Below are 16205 nucleotides of genomic sequence, written 5' to 3' on the forward strand. Positions count from 1 at the left end.
GCACTAAGGTCGTATACAGATTACGGTTTTATCTACCAATATTACTGGTCAACTCATGTGTTGAAGTGGTAAGGTTAATAGATCGTTAAGGCAGTTGCGCAATGCCTTCTCAATTAACAACGGATTAAACCCCATAATGTGGCTATTTCCCTTTTGGTGCAAAGGCTCCATTTTCTATCCATGTGATCCATGCTTTTTTAAACTCCGCATGACTTATAGGTGGCGGTGTACGGCCTTCGCCCATGTTCCATCCAACCTTTACCAAACCATCATCAGCATGCTCGATCAATTGCTGCAGCGACTTGTTGCCATTTGTTTTGGGATTCACCAATTGTCTGGCAAGTTGCTCCGGGGTCTTTCCCTGAAATACCATTTTAGCACTGGCCGGCGGCAGGTGCCAGTCCGGATGCCCAGGAGGTTTATTTGGTCCTTCCAGATTCTCCTTTTGATGGCAGTTGGAACATTTCATGGCATACACGCCTTTACCCTCCTTGCCCCTCTGCGGCAACATGGAGTGAATATGGCTATCGTCGCCCTGAAGGGGCACATCACCAGCCGGGTGACAATTCATACAACGGGGGCTCATCAGCACCTTGTAGACATCCATAAATGCGGCAACCGATGCAGCACTGTCTTTTTCCATGCCCTGCCTGGTATGCCTGTCGGCAATTATTTCTTCTTTAAAACCAAAGCTCATGATAACGGCGACTGTAACCATGCCGCACAAAACGGCAATGGTTTTTACAGGCAAAATGCTTCCTTGCGTATGCTGTTCCATACATATAGGTAAAGGGTGTAAAAATTGAGGACCGGTTAGTGCCTATGCCTTCTTGCGCTGCAACTCCGCTGCTGCGTGAATGGCGCTGCGAACCCTTAGGTAAGTTCCGCAGCGGCATATATTGCCCGACATGGCCGCATCAATGTCGGCGTCTGTTGGTGCTTTATTTTCCCGAAGCAGCACTGCTACCGACATAATCTGTCCCGACTGGCAATAACCACACTGCGCCACATCATGTTCGAGCCATGCCTTCTGCACCGGGTGCTCTCCCTTTTCGGAAAGACCTTCAATGGTCGTTACTTTCTTACTGCCCACTGCAGAAACAGGCATGACGCAGGATCTTACCGCGTTGCCATCGAGGTGAATGGTACAGGCACCACATTGGGCAATGCCGCAACCGTATTTTGTTCCAACCAAACCCAGCGTGTCCCTAAGTACCCATAGCAAAGGCGTATTTGGATCTACGTCTACGTTGTAGGTTTTCTTATTGATATTCAGTGTGATCATAGTAATAATGTTATTGATGATGGTTTGGTTGATTAAAATGCCCGTGGCGTATTGAGTTGCGAATTATAGGGCTGCTGGTATACCCGCTTGCCGGCAGCTTTATACAACGCATTGGCCACTGCACCAAATACTGGCGGGAACGGCGGCTCGCCAAGGCCCGTAGGGTCAATATCGTTTTCCACAAAATGCACTTCGATCTTTTTCGGCGCTTCATTCATGCGGATGATGCGGTAGCTATGGAAATTATTTTGTTCTACAGCACCATCCTTATGGGTCAATCCTCCATAAAAAGCATTGCCAATGCCATCCACCACTGCTCCCTGCACCATGTTGGTGGCCGCATCGGGGTTAACAACAATGCCGCAATCCACTGCGCTGAAGACCCGCTCCACATAAGGCTGCCCTTCCTTCATGACTATATCTACCACATGGGCCGCATAGGAGGCATGGCAGAAATAAGCGGCAACACCGCGGCTGTATTTTTTATTTTCTTCCTTGCCCCATCCCGATTTTTCTTTCACCAGTTTCAGCACGGAAGCATAGCGGTCCACATCGTATTCGTTGTTTTTGCCTACCGGCGATTCTTTGGCCCGCTGCAGTAGTTCCAGCCTAAAATCAATGGGATCTTTGCCCATGGCTTCAGCCAGTTCATCTAAAAAGGATTGTTCCGCTGCTGCATTGAAGTTGGATCGCGGTGCCCGAAATGCGCCAATGGTAATATTGGACGGAATCTGCCATCCTTCCGCAAGATAATTGTCCACGGCGCCGGCCGGAAACCTGTTGGCGTGAATGGCATGCTCGGGAATGCCACCGCCTTTTACATGAAAGGCGATTAAATTTTTATTGGCATCCAAAGCTGCCCGGTAAGTTGCGGTGTACATGGGACGGTAAATGCCATAGGTCATATCATCCTCGCGGCTGTACACCAGCTTAACCGGCGATTTTAATTTCTTGGATATAAGGGCTGCCTCGTAGAGGTATTGTCCATAAGCCCTGCGGCCAAAGCCACCGCCCATACGCGTCATCTGGATCTCAATCTTGTCGGCAGGAAGTCCTAATAGTTTGGCAAGTGTAGGTTCCGACCAACCCGGTGCCTGTAGCGGTCCGGCTACCAATGCTTTTTCATCAGTTACATGGGCAAAGAAATTCATTGGTTCCATGCAGTTGTGCGCCAGGAAAGGTGCATTATAGGTGCGTTCAATGATTTGCGCCGCATTCTTAAATGCTGTTTCCGGGTCCCCGTCCTTGCGTAGTTGTTGCGCTGGCTTGGTAGCATACTCCTGCATTTTTTTCAACTGCACGTCGGTACTTTCCAATTCGCCTGGAACAACCACCTCTCTTTTTGAGCCCCTGCCTCCCATTGTATCTTTGGTTTCTCCTGCAGGCTCCCACTCCAGTTTCAATTTTTTGCGGGCCTGCATTACTTGCCAGGTTGTTTTGCCCACCACCACCAGTAATTCATTGAATGAGCGGGTATCAAAACCGCCCTGTTCAAAACCATCTTCGTATAATTTTTGCTGGAACACATTGGTAATGCCTGGCATTTTCAAAGCTTCCGAGGCATCAAAGGATTTAAGCTTCATTCCGAAAGCCGGCGGATGTTCGATCATGGCAATCAACATCCCGTCCACACGATAATCCAATCCAAACAACGGCTTGCCCGTTACAATCTTTTGCCCCTCCACATTCTTCATGGAGTTGCGGACAATATTAAAAGTTTTTACGTCTTTTAGCTTTACATCTTTGGGAATGGGAATGCTGGCTGCCTTTGTTGCAAATTCTCCGTACTTACCTGACTTCATAGATTTGGGATGAACAATTACCCCGGCCTTGGCGGTCAATTCTTCCACGGGTACTTTCCAGGTGTCTGCCGCAGCTTGCAACAGCATAGAGCGTGCAGCCGCCCCGGCCTGGCGGAGTGGCCTCCAATACATGCGCACCGAATTGCTGCCGCCGGTAAACTGCGGCCCCAGTTTCACATTATCATGCGGCCCCATTTCCACTACTACTTTTGTCCAGTCTGCATCCAGTTCCTCCGCTACAATCATCGGCAGCGAGGTCATTACATTCTGGCCAAATTCCGGGTTTGGGTTCAATATCTTAACGATGCCCTCCGGAGTAATTTTTATATAGCTGCTTAACTCCGCCCACTGTTCGGGCAAATCGGCAGGTATTCCTTTATCGGCAGGCTTAAATGCAGACAACCAGGAAAAACTGATCATCAAACCGCCTCCGGCAAGTGTTGAAGATTTCAGGAACGCCCTCCTGTTGATGGAAGATTTTTGCTGCGTCATTATCGGGGTTTTATAATTTTAAAAGACTGTCGATTTGGTTATGGTCAAACTGAATTTACAACTTATTAAAGTGTTCCTTAAATTCCAAAACCCCTAGCCGATTTTTCACAAGCTGCACTTGTGCTAAATGCGCCTAGTGTTTGATTTGATGAGTATCCCGCACACTGCTAAACGTTAGTGCTAACAACTTCCAATCCTTTCCTTGTTTTTTATAGGCTTCCGTAACTGTAAACTGCGTCACTGCGTCATTGCCCCGAACTTCGGCGGTTAGTGTAATGCGGCTCCAAACGACGGCAACATCACCAACAATTTCTACCACCACATCGTGAACATCTGCCTTCTTGTACCAGATACTTCCAGTTTTAATAATCTCCAGTTCCTCAGCCTTTTTCCAGGTTCCACTCATGTGTACAAACTTTGACTTGTCGTGGAAGAGGGTAGCCAGCTTATCTACATTCTTGTCTGCCATCCACTGCCATTTCTCCTTCGATAGATTAATTAGTTCTTGCTCGGCCTTTGTGTAAGTTCTCTTTGTAGTACTATCTGATTTTGATTGTGCAAATGAATACTGCACACTCAAAATGATTAATAGTAACGCGATAATTAGTCTATTCATTTTTATAATTATTATGCCTCAAACTGTTGACGTGGGGCTATTTAACGGTTACAAATGTGCGGATCATGCCGTCACCTTTGGTAAGCACGTATAGTTCTCCGTCGCTATCCTCGGCCAGCCTCAGGTCTATACGACCAGCACCCGCGACCGCTGACCTACCTGGCAGGTTTGGTTGTTTGCCACCGCGTTTCTTATAAGTCTCTTCCGACATCTCGCGAAGCCGTGTGCGTAGTTCATAGATCGGTGCCACGGTGAGCGGGTTGCCGTCATCGGCGGCCAGCACGTCCTCTATCCGGCTATACCAGATGCGACCGGTAGTGATGTCACCGAACACCAAGGTGCCGCGCAATGCCGGAATGCGTTTCCCCCGATAAACAAAGCCATTGGCAATCGCATCGCCACCGTTGGGTGCATGGGGATATTGAACAACAGCATATGCGGGCTTCACAGTTCCACGCGTCACGGAGTCTGATACAAGCACAGGAATTGTGTCCGGAGCGGGCAGCGGTCCCATCCCGTTGGTTGATGACATACTCTGGTTGCCCTCTCGAAGCGGATAGCCGTAATTCGCACCTTTCTTGATAATCAGTACGGTCTCCCAACTAACCAAACCGATGTTAAACGCAAGCAATATGGGCTCACGAGGCCGCGCCGGGTCAATATACCAATTCAGACGGTGGGGATTGCGAATGCCATAGGCCCAGATTTCCTTACGTGCGCCTTCTACCGAAACGAACGGGTTGTCATTCGGAATCCGGTAGCTACCACTCTCACTGACAGTACTCGTGGATACATGCTCGCTTAGCATTGGGATGATGCGAAGGATCTTGCCTTGGTATGTATCAAGCCTTTGTGCATGCATACGCATGGGGCCTGGCCGCTCACCCGTACCAGCGTCACCAATGCCTAGGTACATAACTCGCCAGTCCGGGTCCCCCGGGCGGGCCGCCGGATTAAACGTGATTTCGTTAAGAGGGTGAAAGAGCCCCGGTACCCACAACCGGAATACTTCACGTACAGTCCCCTCAAACGTCGTGTTTCCGATCTGACTGTCCGTCCATTCCACGATAACCAACTCGCGTGCGAATCGTGAATTGGGAGCAGCATTCTGCTTCGCAAGTGCCGGTGTAGTCTTATAGCCTGCCAGGTTCAGTCCGGGTACCGCACCAGTCTTCGGCAATGCGCTATCTCCCGTGGTGGGATGCTCCATGTGGAGGGTATAGAAGACGCCGTTCCTTGTGTACTCTGGATCGAATACGAAATTCATAAGACCGGCCGCATAGCCCATCGCAGCCGTGAACTTTGGAAACACCCCGGGGCGATCGGCTGACCCATCGAAGTTTAGATATGTCGTAAGTTGTTTTGTTTTCTTGTCAAGTATGTAAAGCGGACCGGTCAGGTCGTTAATGAAGGTTCGACGACCCCCAGGTTCGTCTAGCATGATGCTGCCGCGCGCCAGCACTCCGGAAACGCGATCAGCTGACATGTCACCAGTGATCGGCATCTCCAGGTAATCAGCTAACTCGAGCGTTCGTTCTGTATTCTTTGAGACAGGTGACGTCGTCTTCGAGACAGGTAACGTCGTCTTCCCGGCTGGCACTGTAGTCGCTCGTTTAGTCGACGTGAGGGAACGGACATACGCAATCACATTTCGGATTTCGGCGTCCGAGAGGCGCCCCTCGTAGGGCGGCATCATAGCTGCGGGAATACCTTTCTTAATCACGGTGAAAATCTGGGCGTCGGTCGAACCGTGATCCCAGACCCGATCAGTTAGGTCGGACGGCTGCTTGCCGCCCCGCTCTGTGATGATGGAAATCTCGAAGCCCGCCTTAACTGCTCCCTGAGCGCGGGCGCCGTGGCAATTTGCGCAATTCAGGTCGTACAGTTGCTTGCCGGCAGCCAGCCTTGCCTTCGGAGACGGTGTCTGCGAGTGAACTGGTGTTGAGACCGTGGCAGCAAGCATCGTTGTTGCGTACAAAATCGATTTAAGATATTTACTCATAATATTGCTACTTTTCAGGTTTATCTTTCCATTATCTATTATTTCTTCAGTGGTGCTTCAACACCCGAGAAGGCTAAAGTTGCTTCAGGCAAACGCAGACCTTTAATTTCAATCGCCCTTACGGCTGCATTCAGCTCAGCGATTTCAGAAGATGTGAATTGCACCTTGTGAGAGCTACTATTTTGCTGCATATGATCCATACTTGTTGTTCCGGGTATGGGTACAATCCAGGGCTTCTGCGCCATCAACCATGCAATCGCAATCTGTGCAGGAGCGGCTTCCTTTCGTACCGCCCAAGTCTTTATCAAGTCGACCAGCTTCAAGTTGTGAGGAATGTTTTCAGGAGAGTATCGAGACGCTCCTGCACGGATGTCTCCGGGAGCAAATCGCGTATTTGCATCGATCCATCCGGTTAGCAATTGGCAGCCAAGTGGCCACCAAGGAACAAATCCAATTCCTAACTCCTCACAGAGCGGAATCACATCCTTCTCGGGACCTCGCCAAACCATCGAGTATTCGTTTTGAATTGCAGTCAACGGCAGTGTGGCATGAGCTCGCCGTATCGTTTGAAGCCCTGGTTCGGAAAGTCCCCAATGCAGAACCTTGCCCTGATCCATTAGATTCTTAATCGCACCTGCGACATCCTCGATTGGCACTTCCGGGTCAACCCGGTGCTGGTAAAGCAAATCAATACGGTCAGTGCGAAGCCGCTTCAACATCCCCTCGACCGCCAGTTTAATATGATCGGGTTTACTATTGAGCCCAGGAAGGCGTCTACCAGTATCAAGGTCAATGTTCCATCCAAACTTGGAGGTGATTACTACCTTGTCCCTAAATGACTGGATCGCTTCACCGAGGATTCGCTCGTTTTCGTGTGGACCGTAAGCCTCAGCACAATCAAAAAACGTTATGCCGCGGTTGTATGCCGCACGTAGGATTTCAATCATTTCTGGACGGTAAGGCACGATAGTATTGTGTTTCCGATGCATATTCTGTACACCCATACCAATACTGGAAACCTTTAGTTTGCCTAAATTACGGGTGGGTAATGTGGAAGTTGCCGAGTTTGTATTAGCACCTGCAGTCACTTTACATGCACTTGGTAACAAGGCCGCACCTGCAAACACTAACCCTGTTTTAAATATGTCACGGCGGTTAAAACCTGGAGTTGTTTTTTCTTTAGAATTATCCATTTTACGTATGGTTATTTGTAATGATTTTTGAATCCTGAATTAGTCACGCATTAATTATTTTCTTTGTTCAAAGTAATAGGCACCTTGCACTTCAATTTCAGACAAAGCCCCAAATATTTCTTCCAACAGGATCAGGGTTCTCTCCCTTGTTACTGTTGAATCCACTTTTTGAACAGAGGATACAAAATCAAGTATATTATACAAGTATATTATAACGGTAAGGACTAATTGGAATTTAAGATTCATGAGATCATTCTTAAGTTTTTGAAATTGTCGAAATGCTTTTTAACCTTTTATAATATTTCTATATTAATCACAAAGGATCACAGATAGAGGATCATAGGCAACATTTTACTGTTTTAAAACCGCCTTCTCAATCACATCTATTTTGAGCCATACTCTTTGTCTGTAACGGCATGTAACCAAACTGTTGATCCTTTGTGAGCTGGCGTGGTTGCTATATAAGTAACGCCACTTTGAGGCGTCGCTCCGTGCCAGTGCTCAACTCCTGGTTGACATTTTATTATATCACCTTTGCGAACCGTTTGTTTTGGTTTTCCTTTTTCCTGGTAATAGCCTGTGCCATTCGTGATAAGAAGAATTTGACCAGCAGGGTGGCGGTGCCAGTTTAACCGAGCACCTGGCTCGTAGGCTACCTCTGAAATACCAAAACTGAACACGCTGTCACTCGGAATCAATTGGCTTCTCCACACAACTCCAACATGATTAACGTTAGGCGCCTTTTCTCCCTTTGGGAAAATTGTAACATCTTGTGCTATTATGTCAGTACAAGCTGCGAATAATACAAATCCTACATAAAAAAGCCGTTTCATAGTTCTTTGTTTTTTTAATTGTTTGACCATAACCTCTTATCTTTTATCCTGTACTTTAGTCGGGGATCTATCAACTTTAGCTGTTAAATCCCACCTCTTAATTGCAGACGCTCCCGTTTCTTAAAAGCCTTTTCAATTACATTAAATCTTGCTTTCCGAGGGTCGGGTTTTACGACTGCTTTTCCATCCAATTCAATATCGAGGATCTCTTCTTTTTGATTATCATAAAGAGTCCAAACAGGCAATCCCTTGCCATTGGGATTACCTGTTTTGGCAAAATTTGCCCAATAGGTATTCATGATCTTTGCTAATTCCTTTTCTTCAGGTGTTGCCTCTGCGGAGGCACCCCACCGGGCATTGAGTGTGTTGAATACAAAAGATACTTCAGATCCATGTCCGGCACCATACGGTGACCGCTGTCTGTTGGCAGCAGGAACGTAGCCGAATTGAAACATGTATGTTGGAGCACGTTTAGCAACAAATGCCCTTGCGGTCATCCTTGCTGGCTCACCCCATACCCAGTCGGTATTAAACTTTGTGAGTACCTCTGCGAATGCTTTATCGCCCTCAGGATCGAAAGCAGCTTTTGCCTCGGCTTCCAAATCGCCAAAATTTGCAAATAATGCTTCTTTTGTACTGGCATTACTTACAAAGGCTCCACCAATTTCTGCGCTTGAATTTCCTATGATAAGTGGAACATTTGCTTGCCTGCCTGCTTTATATGCGCTTTCTGCTGTTTCTATTACTAATTTGCCATCGAGGATTGGACCTGAGTAGATGCGCTGTCCAGCGCTATCGGCCTCCTGGCCACCATCCACAATTTGTTCTACATTCAGCGAACGCAGCTTTGCCAAAGCGGCTGCATTTGTGCCTTCAATCTTATGTTTGCGGGCAAAAGCTATCCCGATGGTTTCTGCTGAAACGGGGTATAAGGGATCAGCGTTTTCTTTACTTATCGGCCTGCCGGTTAGAACGCCATCCCGGCCGCCACCAGACTCACTGATCGCCTTATGAAAAAGACCTTTGGCGGCAGGTATGGTTAAAAGAGAATGAACGGATACTCCTCCTGCAGAAAAACCAAAAATCGTTACGTTAGCCGGATCGCCTCCAAAAGCAGCAATATTTTCTTTGATCCACCTAAGCGCAGCAATCTGGTCCATATAGGCATAGCTGCCTTTCGGTTCTTCCGGATGTTCTGTACTCAATGCTGGGTGTGCAAAATGACCCAGCCGGCCCAGTCTGTAATTAATCGTGGTCAGGATGACGCCCTGTTTCGCAAATGCATCTCCTGCAGAGCCAGGGCCGGAGCCGCTACCACCTGTGAAACCACCACCATGGATCCAAACCATTACCGGCAATTTTGAGCCGGTTGTAGCATTAGCCGGTGCCCACACATTTAGGAAAAGGCAATCTTCGGATTGGGTTGTTGTTGACCCAGGCCAAGCTCGCTGAGGACAATCAGCACAATCTTTATTTGCATCACGCACACCCTGCCAGGCTTTTGCAGGTTGGGGCGGCCGCCAGCGATATTCACCAACCGGTGCTGCTGCGTATGGGATACCTTTAAAGCTGGATACACCTCCATTTGTTACACCGCGAACAATTCCAGAGGCGGTGCGAACTTCAGGTGCTGCAGAAGAGATTTGATTTTGCGCCTGCAATAAGCAGCTGAAAAGCAGCAAAGCCCCAATCATTAATTTTTTCATTCTTAAATTATTTACCGGACAACCGTTATGGTTACAAGCATGGATTACATGCTTAGTTATTAAAGGTCATCCTATTTGACTTGGTGTGTTGTATACAGATTACGGTTTTTCCTACCATTATTACTGATTTGAAAGGCCTCACTACTCATTGCTAACCCGAATCCAATAATTTTAATAATACAAAGCCTGTGAGTTATGGATACCATCCGCCGATTTGAAACCATAAATGATTACAATGTTTTCAATAACAACGAAACCCTGCACCCCTTGGTGAGTGTGGTTGACCTTTCGAAAGCAGCCCCAAGGCAAGGCTCCCGCATGTATTTTGGCTTTTATACGGTTTTTTTAAAAGATGTCAAATGCGGCGATTTGGTGTACGGCCGCCATACTTATGATTACCAGGAAGGCACGCTGGTTTTTCTTGCACCGGGACAAGTGGCAGGGATGAACAGCAATGGGGAAATCTATCAGCCGAAGGGGTATGCATTGGTCTTTCATCCTGACTTAATACATGGCACTTCTCTTGGCCGTCATATTCAAGATTATACCTTTTTTGGCTACCAATCCTTTGAAGCGCTACACCTGTCAAAACGGGAACGAGAAATCATATTGGACTGCTTTTCCAAAATTGAGTATGAATTGGAACACGCCATAGACCAGCACAGCAAAAGGCTGATTGTTTCCAACATTGAATTGTTCTTGAATTATTGCGTCCGGTTTTATGATCGGCAGTTCATTACCCGGGATTATGTGCATAAAGGCCTGCTGGAAAAATTCGAGCATTTACTGAACGAGTATTTCGAGTCGGAGAAACCGCAAACAGTTGGGCTCCCTTCTGTAGCATATTGCGCCAGTGAGTTGAACCTATCACCCAATTACTTTGGTGACCTTGTAAAGAAAGAATCCGGCCGGGCTGCGCAGGATTATATTCAATCAAAAGTGATTGAGGTAGCAAAAGAAAGAATTTTGGATCACAGTAAGTCCGTGGGCCAGGTGGCATACGAACTGGGTTTTAAATATTCCCAACACTTCACACGCTTGTTTAAACAACGTGTTGGGCAATCGCCAAATGAATACCGCAGTTCAATGAATTGATAACAAGTGTAAACCTTCAGCAAAAAGTGGACTAAAGAATTAGGAAATTAAGAGGATGTCTTCGTTCCCTGCCCTTGAAATCAATGAAAAGAATAGTAATACACCCTTGTTAATACCCCAGCAATTTATAGGCCTAAACTTTCGACAAATCGACCCCGTTTAAGCTTAGGAATATACTATGCAAAGTGGACTTTAAAAATATTGTAAACCTGACTTAATATAACATGGAGACTAATAGTAACCACTCATTAAAACCCAACTACTTCCACTAAATCCCGCACCAAGAAGTTCGAACTGCAGCTAGTCCTGGGCACGATATAATGCCGGAGTAATATTACTCCGGCATTATTGTTTCAAAGCCTTTATCATTTCATGATAATATTATCCTGAACTGCTATTTACACACTCCATAGCAGTATCTAAACTCCCTCCGAATCCGGCTTTCAGCAACTTTTTGCTTATTCTGCTTCAAACTGAACTGGGACAGGTATTCGAAAGTAAAAGTGGGGCGACCTTTTAATAGAACTCTGATCTATGCATAACCAAGTCTCTTAATTTCTTATGCATTGCGAAACCGGCCGATCAATTCTTTTAGTCGGTCAATAAGGTGGGCGAATGAGAGACTTTCGCCATAAATCATTACCTCCTGCATTGCCCTATAATCATTTTCCCAATGCCTCATGCTTGCTTCCCCTGGAACAAAGTCAATTGTGGAATGTTGATGCAACTCGTAATTGATTCCTGTTACCTTATTAAATTGCTGTCGGTGTATAATAATGGACTGATACAGATCCTTGTCTGCAAGTGCTTTTGCCGCATGATCCGTATCCATTAACCGCTCTAAATCATACATGTGCCTTGACATGCGGTCATGAGTCCCTTCCCCCTCTGCTCTTTGAAACAATTCATGTAAGAGAAAGGCCTTTTCCAAAAAAGTGCGCTGCGGTTCCACACTTTGCACATCAAAAGAGGTAGTTGCGAAGGATGCTCCAGGGAATGCATCACTGATAATGGAGTTAACGCTGCGTGGACTTGATGGTTCCCGTAGTGAGCGAGCACCTACTTCTATTAGCACCTGCTCTTTTAAGTAAGGATTAGGATCGGGTTCCAACACGGAATCATATTGGAGCTCCAGCACCTGTGGATCACGAATAGAATCTTCAGCATATTTGGCCAGTACCTTAAACTGATCTTCTTTCAACCCTAAGGCAAGTAAGCTTTGTATCAGTCCTTCCTTGAATTCAGAACTGATAAAGTAGCTGGCACTTCGGCGCAGACGTTCGATTTTAGATTTATTGGGTGCTCCCTCAAAACCTAAAAACTCCTTATCCACAGCCAGATCAATGTCTTCCGAAAAGCGTTCAATCAATCCCCAGGATTTACTTAAGGAAGTACCACCCTTAAATACAAGATGCGGAGCCCACTCGGTATCAAACACCGCCTTCAAGGTCAAGGTCACCCACCAATCTTTTTCAAGGGCATGTGGGCGGATGCCGGTCCTGGCTGCCGCTTGGGTAAGGATTTGGATACGTCGTTCTGTTTTCAGATTCAGCCACTGTATCATGGTTTCTTCTTTGCATCAATTGAAGACAATAAAATCTTGGCAATCCAAGCAGGGGCTAGTTGCGCATCAGAGCGAATTACTTCCGGATCTTCCCCACTCAATACCTCCTGCAAGCGCCTTAACACCTGTGAAGTAACTTTTTCTTTTTTAAGTTCTTGGAGTGCCTGAATAACCAGCCCACTTAGCTTTCCTTTAGCGGAAAGCTTCTTGGGAACTGCCGGTTTAAAAACAATTCTGAATTTACCCACTTTCAGGTTTTTAGCCTCCCCATCGGTCAGATAAACAATTCGGGTTGGCACCTGAGTGGTAAGCCCCAGTCGGTGAAGTGCATATGCTCCAGCCGGCATAATTCGCACCCGCTCCCTTTTTGCAACGGCTTGAGCGATTTCTTCTGCAGAGGGATAAAGAATTCCAAGTTCCCGATCTACTTTCGGATAGAGGTAAATGCCATGCGCCAACCGTATCAACACCCCTTCTTGTGCAAGCCGGGAAAGTGTTTTTCGAATAGCAGTTTCGCTACCTGCAGATTGGAAATCACCTGGAAAAACTAATTTACCTCGCCTGGATCCTTTTATTTCTGCAACAATTTGGTTATGAGTTGATTCCAACAAGTATAAGAATAATTAATTGTCACAAATATCAGCGAAAAATGTGACAAAATAATTTACTTAAACCTGCTCCAATAACCTCAGAAAATGGGGCTTGTTTTTATGTCAGAAAAAAACTGTAACTTGGGCGGCACCATCGGGTATACCCGATGGTGCCGCCCAATAGGATGCGAAAATCTCCACTCACTGCTACACTCCCACATTACCTTGCCTCCCTCTCACCTAAAGTGTACACATGCCCAGAACTTTGCTCAATTATCAGGGATTTTGCTAAAGCTATTAACAACCCTCTAGATGCTGAACCTGACGACTATCTTCAACACTACGTAAAACTGAGAAAAATTAATAGCATTGAACTTTCTGGTGCTAAAGGAGCAATACAGCGCTATGCGCTGCATAACCCCTCCCCTCTTGAAGTGGGGCAACAGCTTAAAAAAGGCGGCTATTTCTCCCATCAAACAGCAGCATACATCCATGGACTGGTAGATGAGGAAACAATAACTTACTATGTCTCTACAGAGGCGTCATCCAACATCTCAAACGGATATGAACTAAACCAGCAAGCAATTGATACAGCATTTGGAAAGGAACAACGAAAATCGGGAGCGGCATACCAATGGGAGAACTACCAGTTTATCCTCCTCACAAGTTTGGATCGGGGCAAAATGGGAGTTGAAAAGAAAGGTCCTTACGCAGTAACAGGCCTAGAGAGGACCTTACTGGACATAACCGTTCGACCGGCCTACTGTGGAGGTGCAAAAAAGATTCTTCAAGCTTATAACAAGGTTTTACCCTACATATGTGTAAGAACTCTAGTGAAAATGTTAGATAAAATGGACTTTACATACCCTTATCATCAATCGCTAGGCTTTTACCTTTCAAGGGCAGGATATACGGGTCAGGAGCTTAAGAAACTTTCCCGTAGGCGCCGCCCCTTCACATTCTATATAGACTACGCGATAAAAGATCCAGTATACTCGGGAGATTGGAACCTATTTTATCCAAATGCACTAGATAATTTGGTGTAAATTTTCAACGAAAAGTGGACTGAAAGAGTAGTAAAATAACAGAGGGTTTCCATTCGCCCAACTCAAAAGCAACGGTCAAAGAAGTAAAACACCCCAGTTTACACTTCAACACTACTAGCACCCAATACTTAAAACTCAAGCGACTGCGCCCTTGCTCAGGAATATTCTAAGCAAAATGGATTTCCAAACAGGCATTATACTTTAACTCAATACAACCCATATACTAATAGCAACCCTTTACTGAAACCTAATTGTTTCCGCTAAATCGGTCACTAAAAAGTTCGAACTGGTGCTAGTCCTGGGCACAGAATCGGATAACAGGTGATCTTCTTCAAGATCACCTGTTTCTTTTTGTCCTAAAGTCTGTTTCCCGCCAGCGATTGTGCCAAATGGTTGGTTGACTTCTTGGATTCGAACTCGATCATTTCCCTGCTATACTTTACCCCTTCAGAAAACACCGAATATGTAGTTTCCGTATTTTATTCTAATTGCAGGATTCAACATTTTATTGATGTATCCCACAATACGAAGATTCTTTTCTAAAGCTGCTTTCAGGCTCGAAACATGAAAAGCATTTTTAAGGCTCCCTTTCAATTTGTGCCACCTCCTCCATATTATTACTTGCATAGCTCTCATACTTCGCCTTCATAATGCCGCGAAGCACAAACTGTTCTTCTACCTTTTCCTCGATCAACACTTCAAGTCAGTCCCTGTTTTCATTGTGGTAAACAAGGTTTTTGCACAAAGCTGCGAACTGCTCATTCATCTGCGATGCCTGCACATTCCCATCCCAACAGCACCTACAAAAACGCTTCAGTGAAATGAATGAATGGAAAACATTCAGGCACGTGGGTGTCATATACTTCATGCTTGCTCCAAACCCATGCTGGATGTGGCTGAATTTCCTGTCCTGAAGCAATTAGCTTTTGAAACCGACCTACAAAAATCCGCCAGGTATCACCTTCCTTCGGCGGCAGCGAACGACCGCTTGCCAGCCAGTGCAAACTCCGCCACGGAATGGCGATTTCTACTTCCCAACCTTCATCGACAATCGAGTCGTCATTAATTTTGCCTTTGGCTCTTACCGCAGTCTTCAAACCGGGCATGTCCCAATTTAAAAACGCCCAACGGAGCCCCCTCGGGTGACGGCCTTTCCAAAAAGAAGGACCGGTACGGTCATAGTCGCCACCAAACGTAAGCGCCTGGTCATCGTATACATCAAATTCCGAAACATCGAATTTGCTGCCCCTCTGATAGGCATCACGCCAGATGAAGAACACCTCGTAAATAGTGTTGAGGACATTTATTTCAAGTTCGTAGTAGCAATCGCCTCCGTCAATAAAAACCTCCACGTCGTTGTCAAGAAAAACAATCGAATCCCGCTCAGTTTGCGTTGCACACAAAAAAGGTTCTTCCACCCACACACCGATATACAAATGCTCCTGGTCCCAAAGTATCGACGCTTGGGTATTGTAAAAACCTGGCGCACCAGTAACCATATCAACGAAGCGCGGCGACCGTTCGGCTCGTTGCCAAACGGACTTTGCCAGGTTGCCATCAACACTCAGTGGTTCAGCAATTTGATGTGCTGTATAATGGGCAATCCCGCTTTGCTGACAACCATATTGTATTTTACTCATAAATAAAAACGGATTTGACTTTAGAACAAATTGATGCAGGCAAAAACATTGCAGGCAAAACACGAAAACAAACTTTCAACACTAATAACCACTTTATCATTACAGATGAACCGAAACGATTTTATAAAACAGCTTTTATAAAGACTAATTTGGTGTTGTTTCGATAAACCTGCATCCACTACTTTCAAAGAAATAACACATGGAACAACGGCCAATTACATTCACTGCGGGTTCCTTGGCTCAGACTAATTCTTTAAAACCTGCCTCGTTTGTGTATACAGCAAGAAAAAGAACTCAAGCAAAACCAAGGAAATCACACATCCAATCATTACCAAATAGGG

General features: G+C 46.0%; 13 protein-coding genes. 2 read left to right on the top strand and 11 right to left on the bottom strand.

Annotated elements, in window-relative coordinates; all coding sequences use genetic code 11:
- Positions 1-142 precede the first annotated feature (142 nt).
- From DRJ53_RS12450 to DRJ53_RS12490, 8 genes are all read right to left on the bottom strand, one after another.
- Positions 143-778: a hypothetical protein gene (locus DRJ53_RS12450; RefSeq protein ID WP_114235975.1), complete on the bottom strand. Its 636-nt coding sequence runs from the start codon at positions 776-778 to the stop codon at positions 143-145.
- Positions 779-820: 42 nt separating this feature from the next.
- Positions 821-1285: a (2Fe-2S)-binding protein gene (locus DRJ53_RS12455; protein WP_114235976.1), complete on the bottom strand. Its 465-nt coding sequence runs from the start codon at positions 1283-1285 to the stop codon at positions 821-823.
- A gap of 32 nt (positions 1286-1317) precedes the next feature.
- Positions 1318-3579 (bottom strand): xanthine dehydrogenase family protein molybdopterin-binding subunit, encoded by a 2262-nt coding sequence (locus tag DRJ53_RS12460; RefSeq protein WP_114235977.1) that lies wholly within the window; start codon positions 3577-3579, stop codon positions 1318-1320.
- A 133-nt stretch (positions 3580-3712) separates the two neighbouring features.
- Complete coding sequence (locus tag DRJ53_RS12465) at positions 3713-4195, bottom strand: nuclear transport factor 2 family protein (RefSeq protein ID WP_114235978.1); 483 nt, start codon at positions 4193-4195, stop codon at positions 3713-3715.
- A gap of 37 nt (positions 4196-4232) precedes the next feature.
- Complete coding sequence (locus DRJ53_RS12470) at positions 4233-6197, bottom strand: PQQ-dependent sugar dehydrogenase (RefSeq protein WP_114235979.1); 1965 nt, start codon at positions 6195-6197, stop codon at positions 4233-4235.
- A 38-nt stretch (positions 6198-6235) separates the two neighbouring features.
- Positions 6236-7390 carry an aldo/keto reductase gene (locus DRJ53_RS12475; protein WP_114235980.1) on the bottom strand — a complete coding sequence of 385 codons (1155 nt, stop codon included), beginning with the start codon at positions 7388-7390 and terminating at the stop codon, positions 6236-6238.
- Between the two features lie 383 nt (positions 7391-7773).
- Positions 7774-8253 (bottom strand): cupin domain-containing protein, encoded by a 480-nt coding sequence (locus DRJ53_RS12485; protein WP_206609776.1) that lies wholly within the window; start codon positions 8251-8253, stop codon positions 7774-7776.
- Positions 8254-8306: 53 nt separating this feature from the next.
- Positions 8307-9929 (bottom strand): carboxylesterase/lipase family protein, encoded by a 1623-nt coding sequence (locus DRJ53_RS12490; RefSeq protein WP_114235982.1) that lies wholly within the window; start codon positions 9927-9929, stop codon positions 8307-8309.
- 195 nt (positions 9930-10124) lie between these two features.
- Here DRJ53_RS12490 and DRJ53_RS12495 point away from each other — a divergent pair, with 195 nt between their 5' ends.
- Positions 10125-11024: a helix-turn-helix domain-containing protein gene (locus DRJ53_RS12495; RefSeq protein WP_114235983.1), complete on the top strand. Its 900-nt coding sequence runs from the start codon at positions 10125-10127 to the stop codon at positions 11022-11024.
- A gap of 559 nt (positions 11025-11583) precedes the next feature.
- Here the strand turns inward: DRJ53_RS12495 and DRJ53_RS12500 are convergent.
- Positions 11584-12588, bottom strand: coding sequence for a nucleotidyl transferase AbiEii/AbiGii toxin family protein (locus DRJ53_RS12500; RefSeq protein ID WP_114235984.1), 1005 nt, complete (start codon positions 12586-12588; stop codon positions 11584-11586).
- Positions 12585-13199 carry a DUF6088 family protein gene (locus DRJ53_RS12505; RefSeq protein WP_114235985.1) on the bottom strand — a complete coding sequence of 205 codons (615 nt, stop codon included), beginning with the start codon at positions 13197-13199 and terminating at the stop codon, positions 12585-12587. Before DRJ53_RS12505 ends, DRJ53_RS12500 begins: the two co-directional genes overlap by 4 nt.
- Before the next feature lie 164 nt (positions 13200-13363).
- Between DRJ53_RS12505 and DRJ53_RS12510 the strand changes: the two genes are divergently transcribed.
- Positions 13364-14224, top strand: a complete 861-nt coding sequence (locus DRJ53_RS12510) for a hypothetical protein (protein ID WP_123893543.1) — start codon at positions 13364-13366, stop codon at positions 14222-14224.
- Between the two features lie 800 nt (positions 14225-15024).
- On the opposite strand, the gene DRJ53_RS12520 is transcribed toward DRJ53_RS12510, so the two are convergent.
- Positions 15025-15864 (bottom strand): carbohydrate-binding family 9-like protein, encoded by an 840-nt coding sequence (locus DRJ53_RS12520; protein WP_114235988.1) that lies wholly within the window; start codon positions 15862-15864, stop codon positions 15025-15027.
- Positions 15865-16205: the final 341 nt, after the last annotated feature.

Origin of the sequence: Paracnuella aquatica (assembly GCF_003332885.2) — a bacterium.
Lineage (GTDB): Bacteria > Bacteroidota > Bacteroidia > Chitinophagales > Chitinophagaceae > Flavisolibacter > Flavisolibacter aquaticus.

Bases quoted from the DNA above. Each gene is read 5' to 3' on its own strand.
- DRJ53_RS12475 (WP_114235980.1), bottom strand. From the start codon at position 7,390: ATGGATAATTCTAAAGAAAAAACAACTCCAGGTTTTAACCGCCGTGAC.
- DRJ53_RS12490 (WP_114235982.1), bottom strand. From the start codon at position 9,929: ATGAAAAAATTAATGATTGGGGCTTTGCTGCTTTTCAGCTGCTTATTG.
- DRJ53_RS12485 (WP_206609776.1), bottom strand. From the start codon at position 8,253: ATGGTCAAACAATTAAAAAAACAAAGAACTATGAAACGGCTTTTTTAT.
- DRJ53_RS12495 (WP_114235983.1), top strand. From the start codon at position 10,125: ATGGATACCATCCGCCGATTTGAAACCATAAATGATTACAATGTTTTC.
- DRJ53_RS12470 (WP_114235979.1), bottom strand. From the start codon at position 6,197: ATGAGTAAATATCTTAAATCGATTTTGTACGCAACAACGATGCTTGCT.
- DRJ53_RS12460 (WP_114235977.1), bottom strand. From the start codon at position 3,579: ATGACGCAGCAAAAATCTTCCATCAACAGGAGGGCGTTCCTGAAATCT.
- DRJ53_RS12500 (WP_114235984.1), bottom strand. From the start codon at position 12,588: ATGATACAGTGGCTGAATCTGAAAACAGAACGACGTATCCAAATCCTT.
- DRJ53_RS12510 (WP_123893543.1), top strand. From the start codon at position 13,364: ATGCGAAAATCTCCACTCACTGCTACACTCCCACATTACCTTGCCTCC.
- DRJ53_RS12465 (WP_114235978.1), bottom strand. From the start codon at position 4,195: ATGAATAGACTAATTATCGCGTTACTATTAATCATTTTGAGTGTGCAG.
- DRJ53_RS12520 (WP_114235988.1), bottom strand. From the start codon at position 15,864: ATGAGTAAAATACAATATGGTTGTCAGCAAAGCGGGATTGCCCATTAT.
- DRJ53_RS12455 (WP_114235976.1), bottom strand. From the start codon at position 1,285: ATGATCACACTGAATATCAATAAGAAAACCTACAACGTAGACGTAGAT.
- DRJ53_RS12450 (WP_114235975.1), bottom strand. From the start codon at position 778: ATGGAACAGCATACGCAAGGAAGCATTTTGCCTGTAAAAACCATTGCC.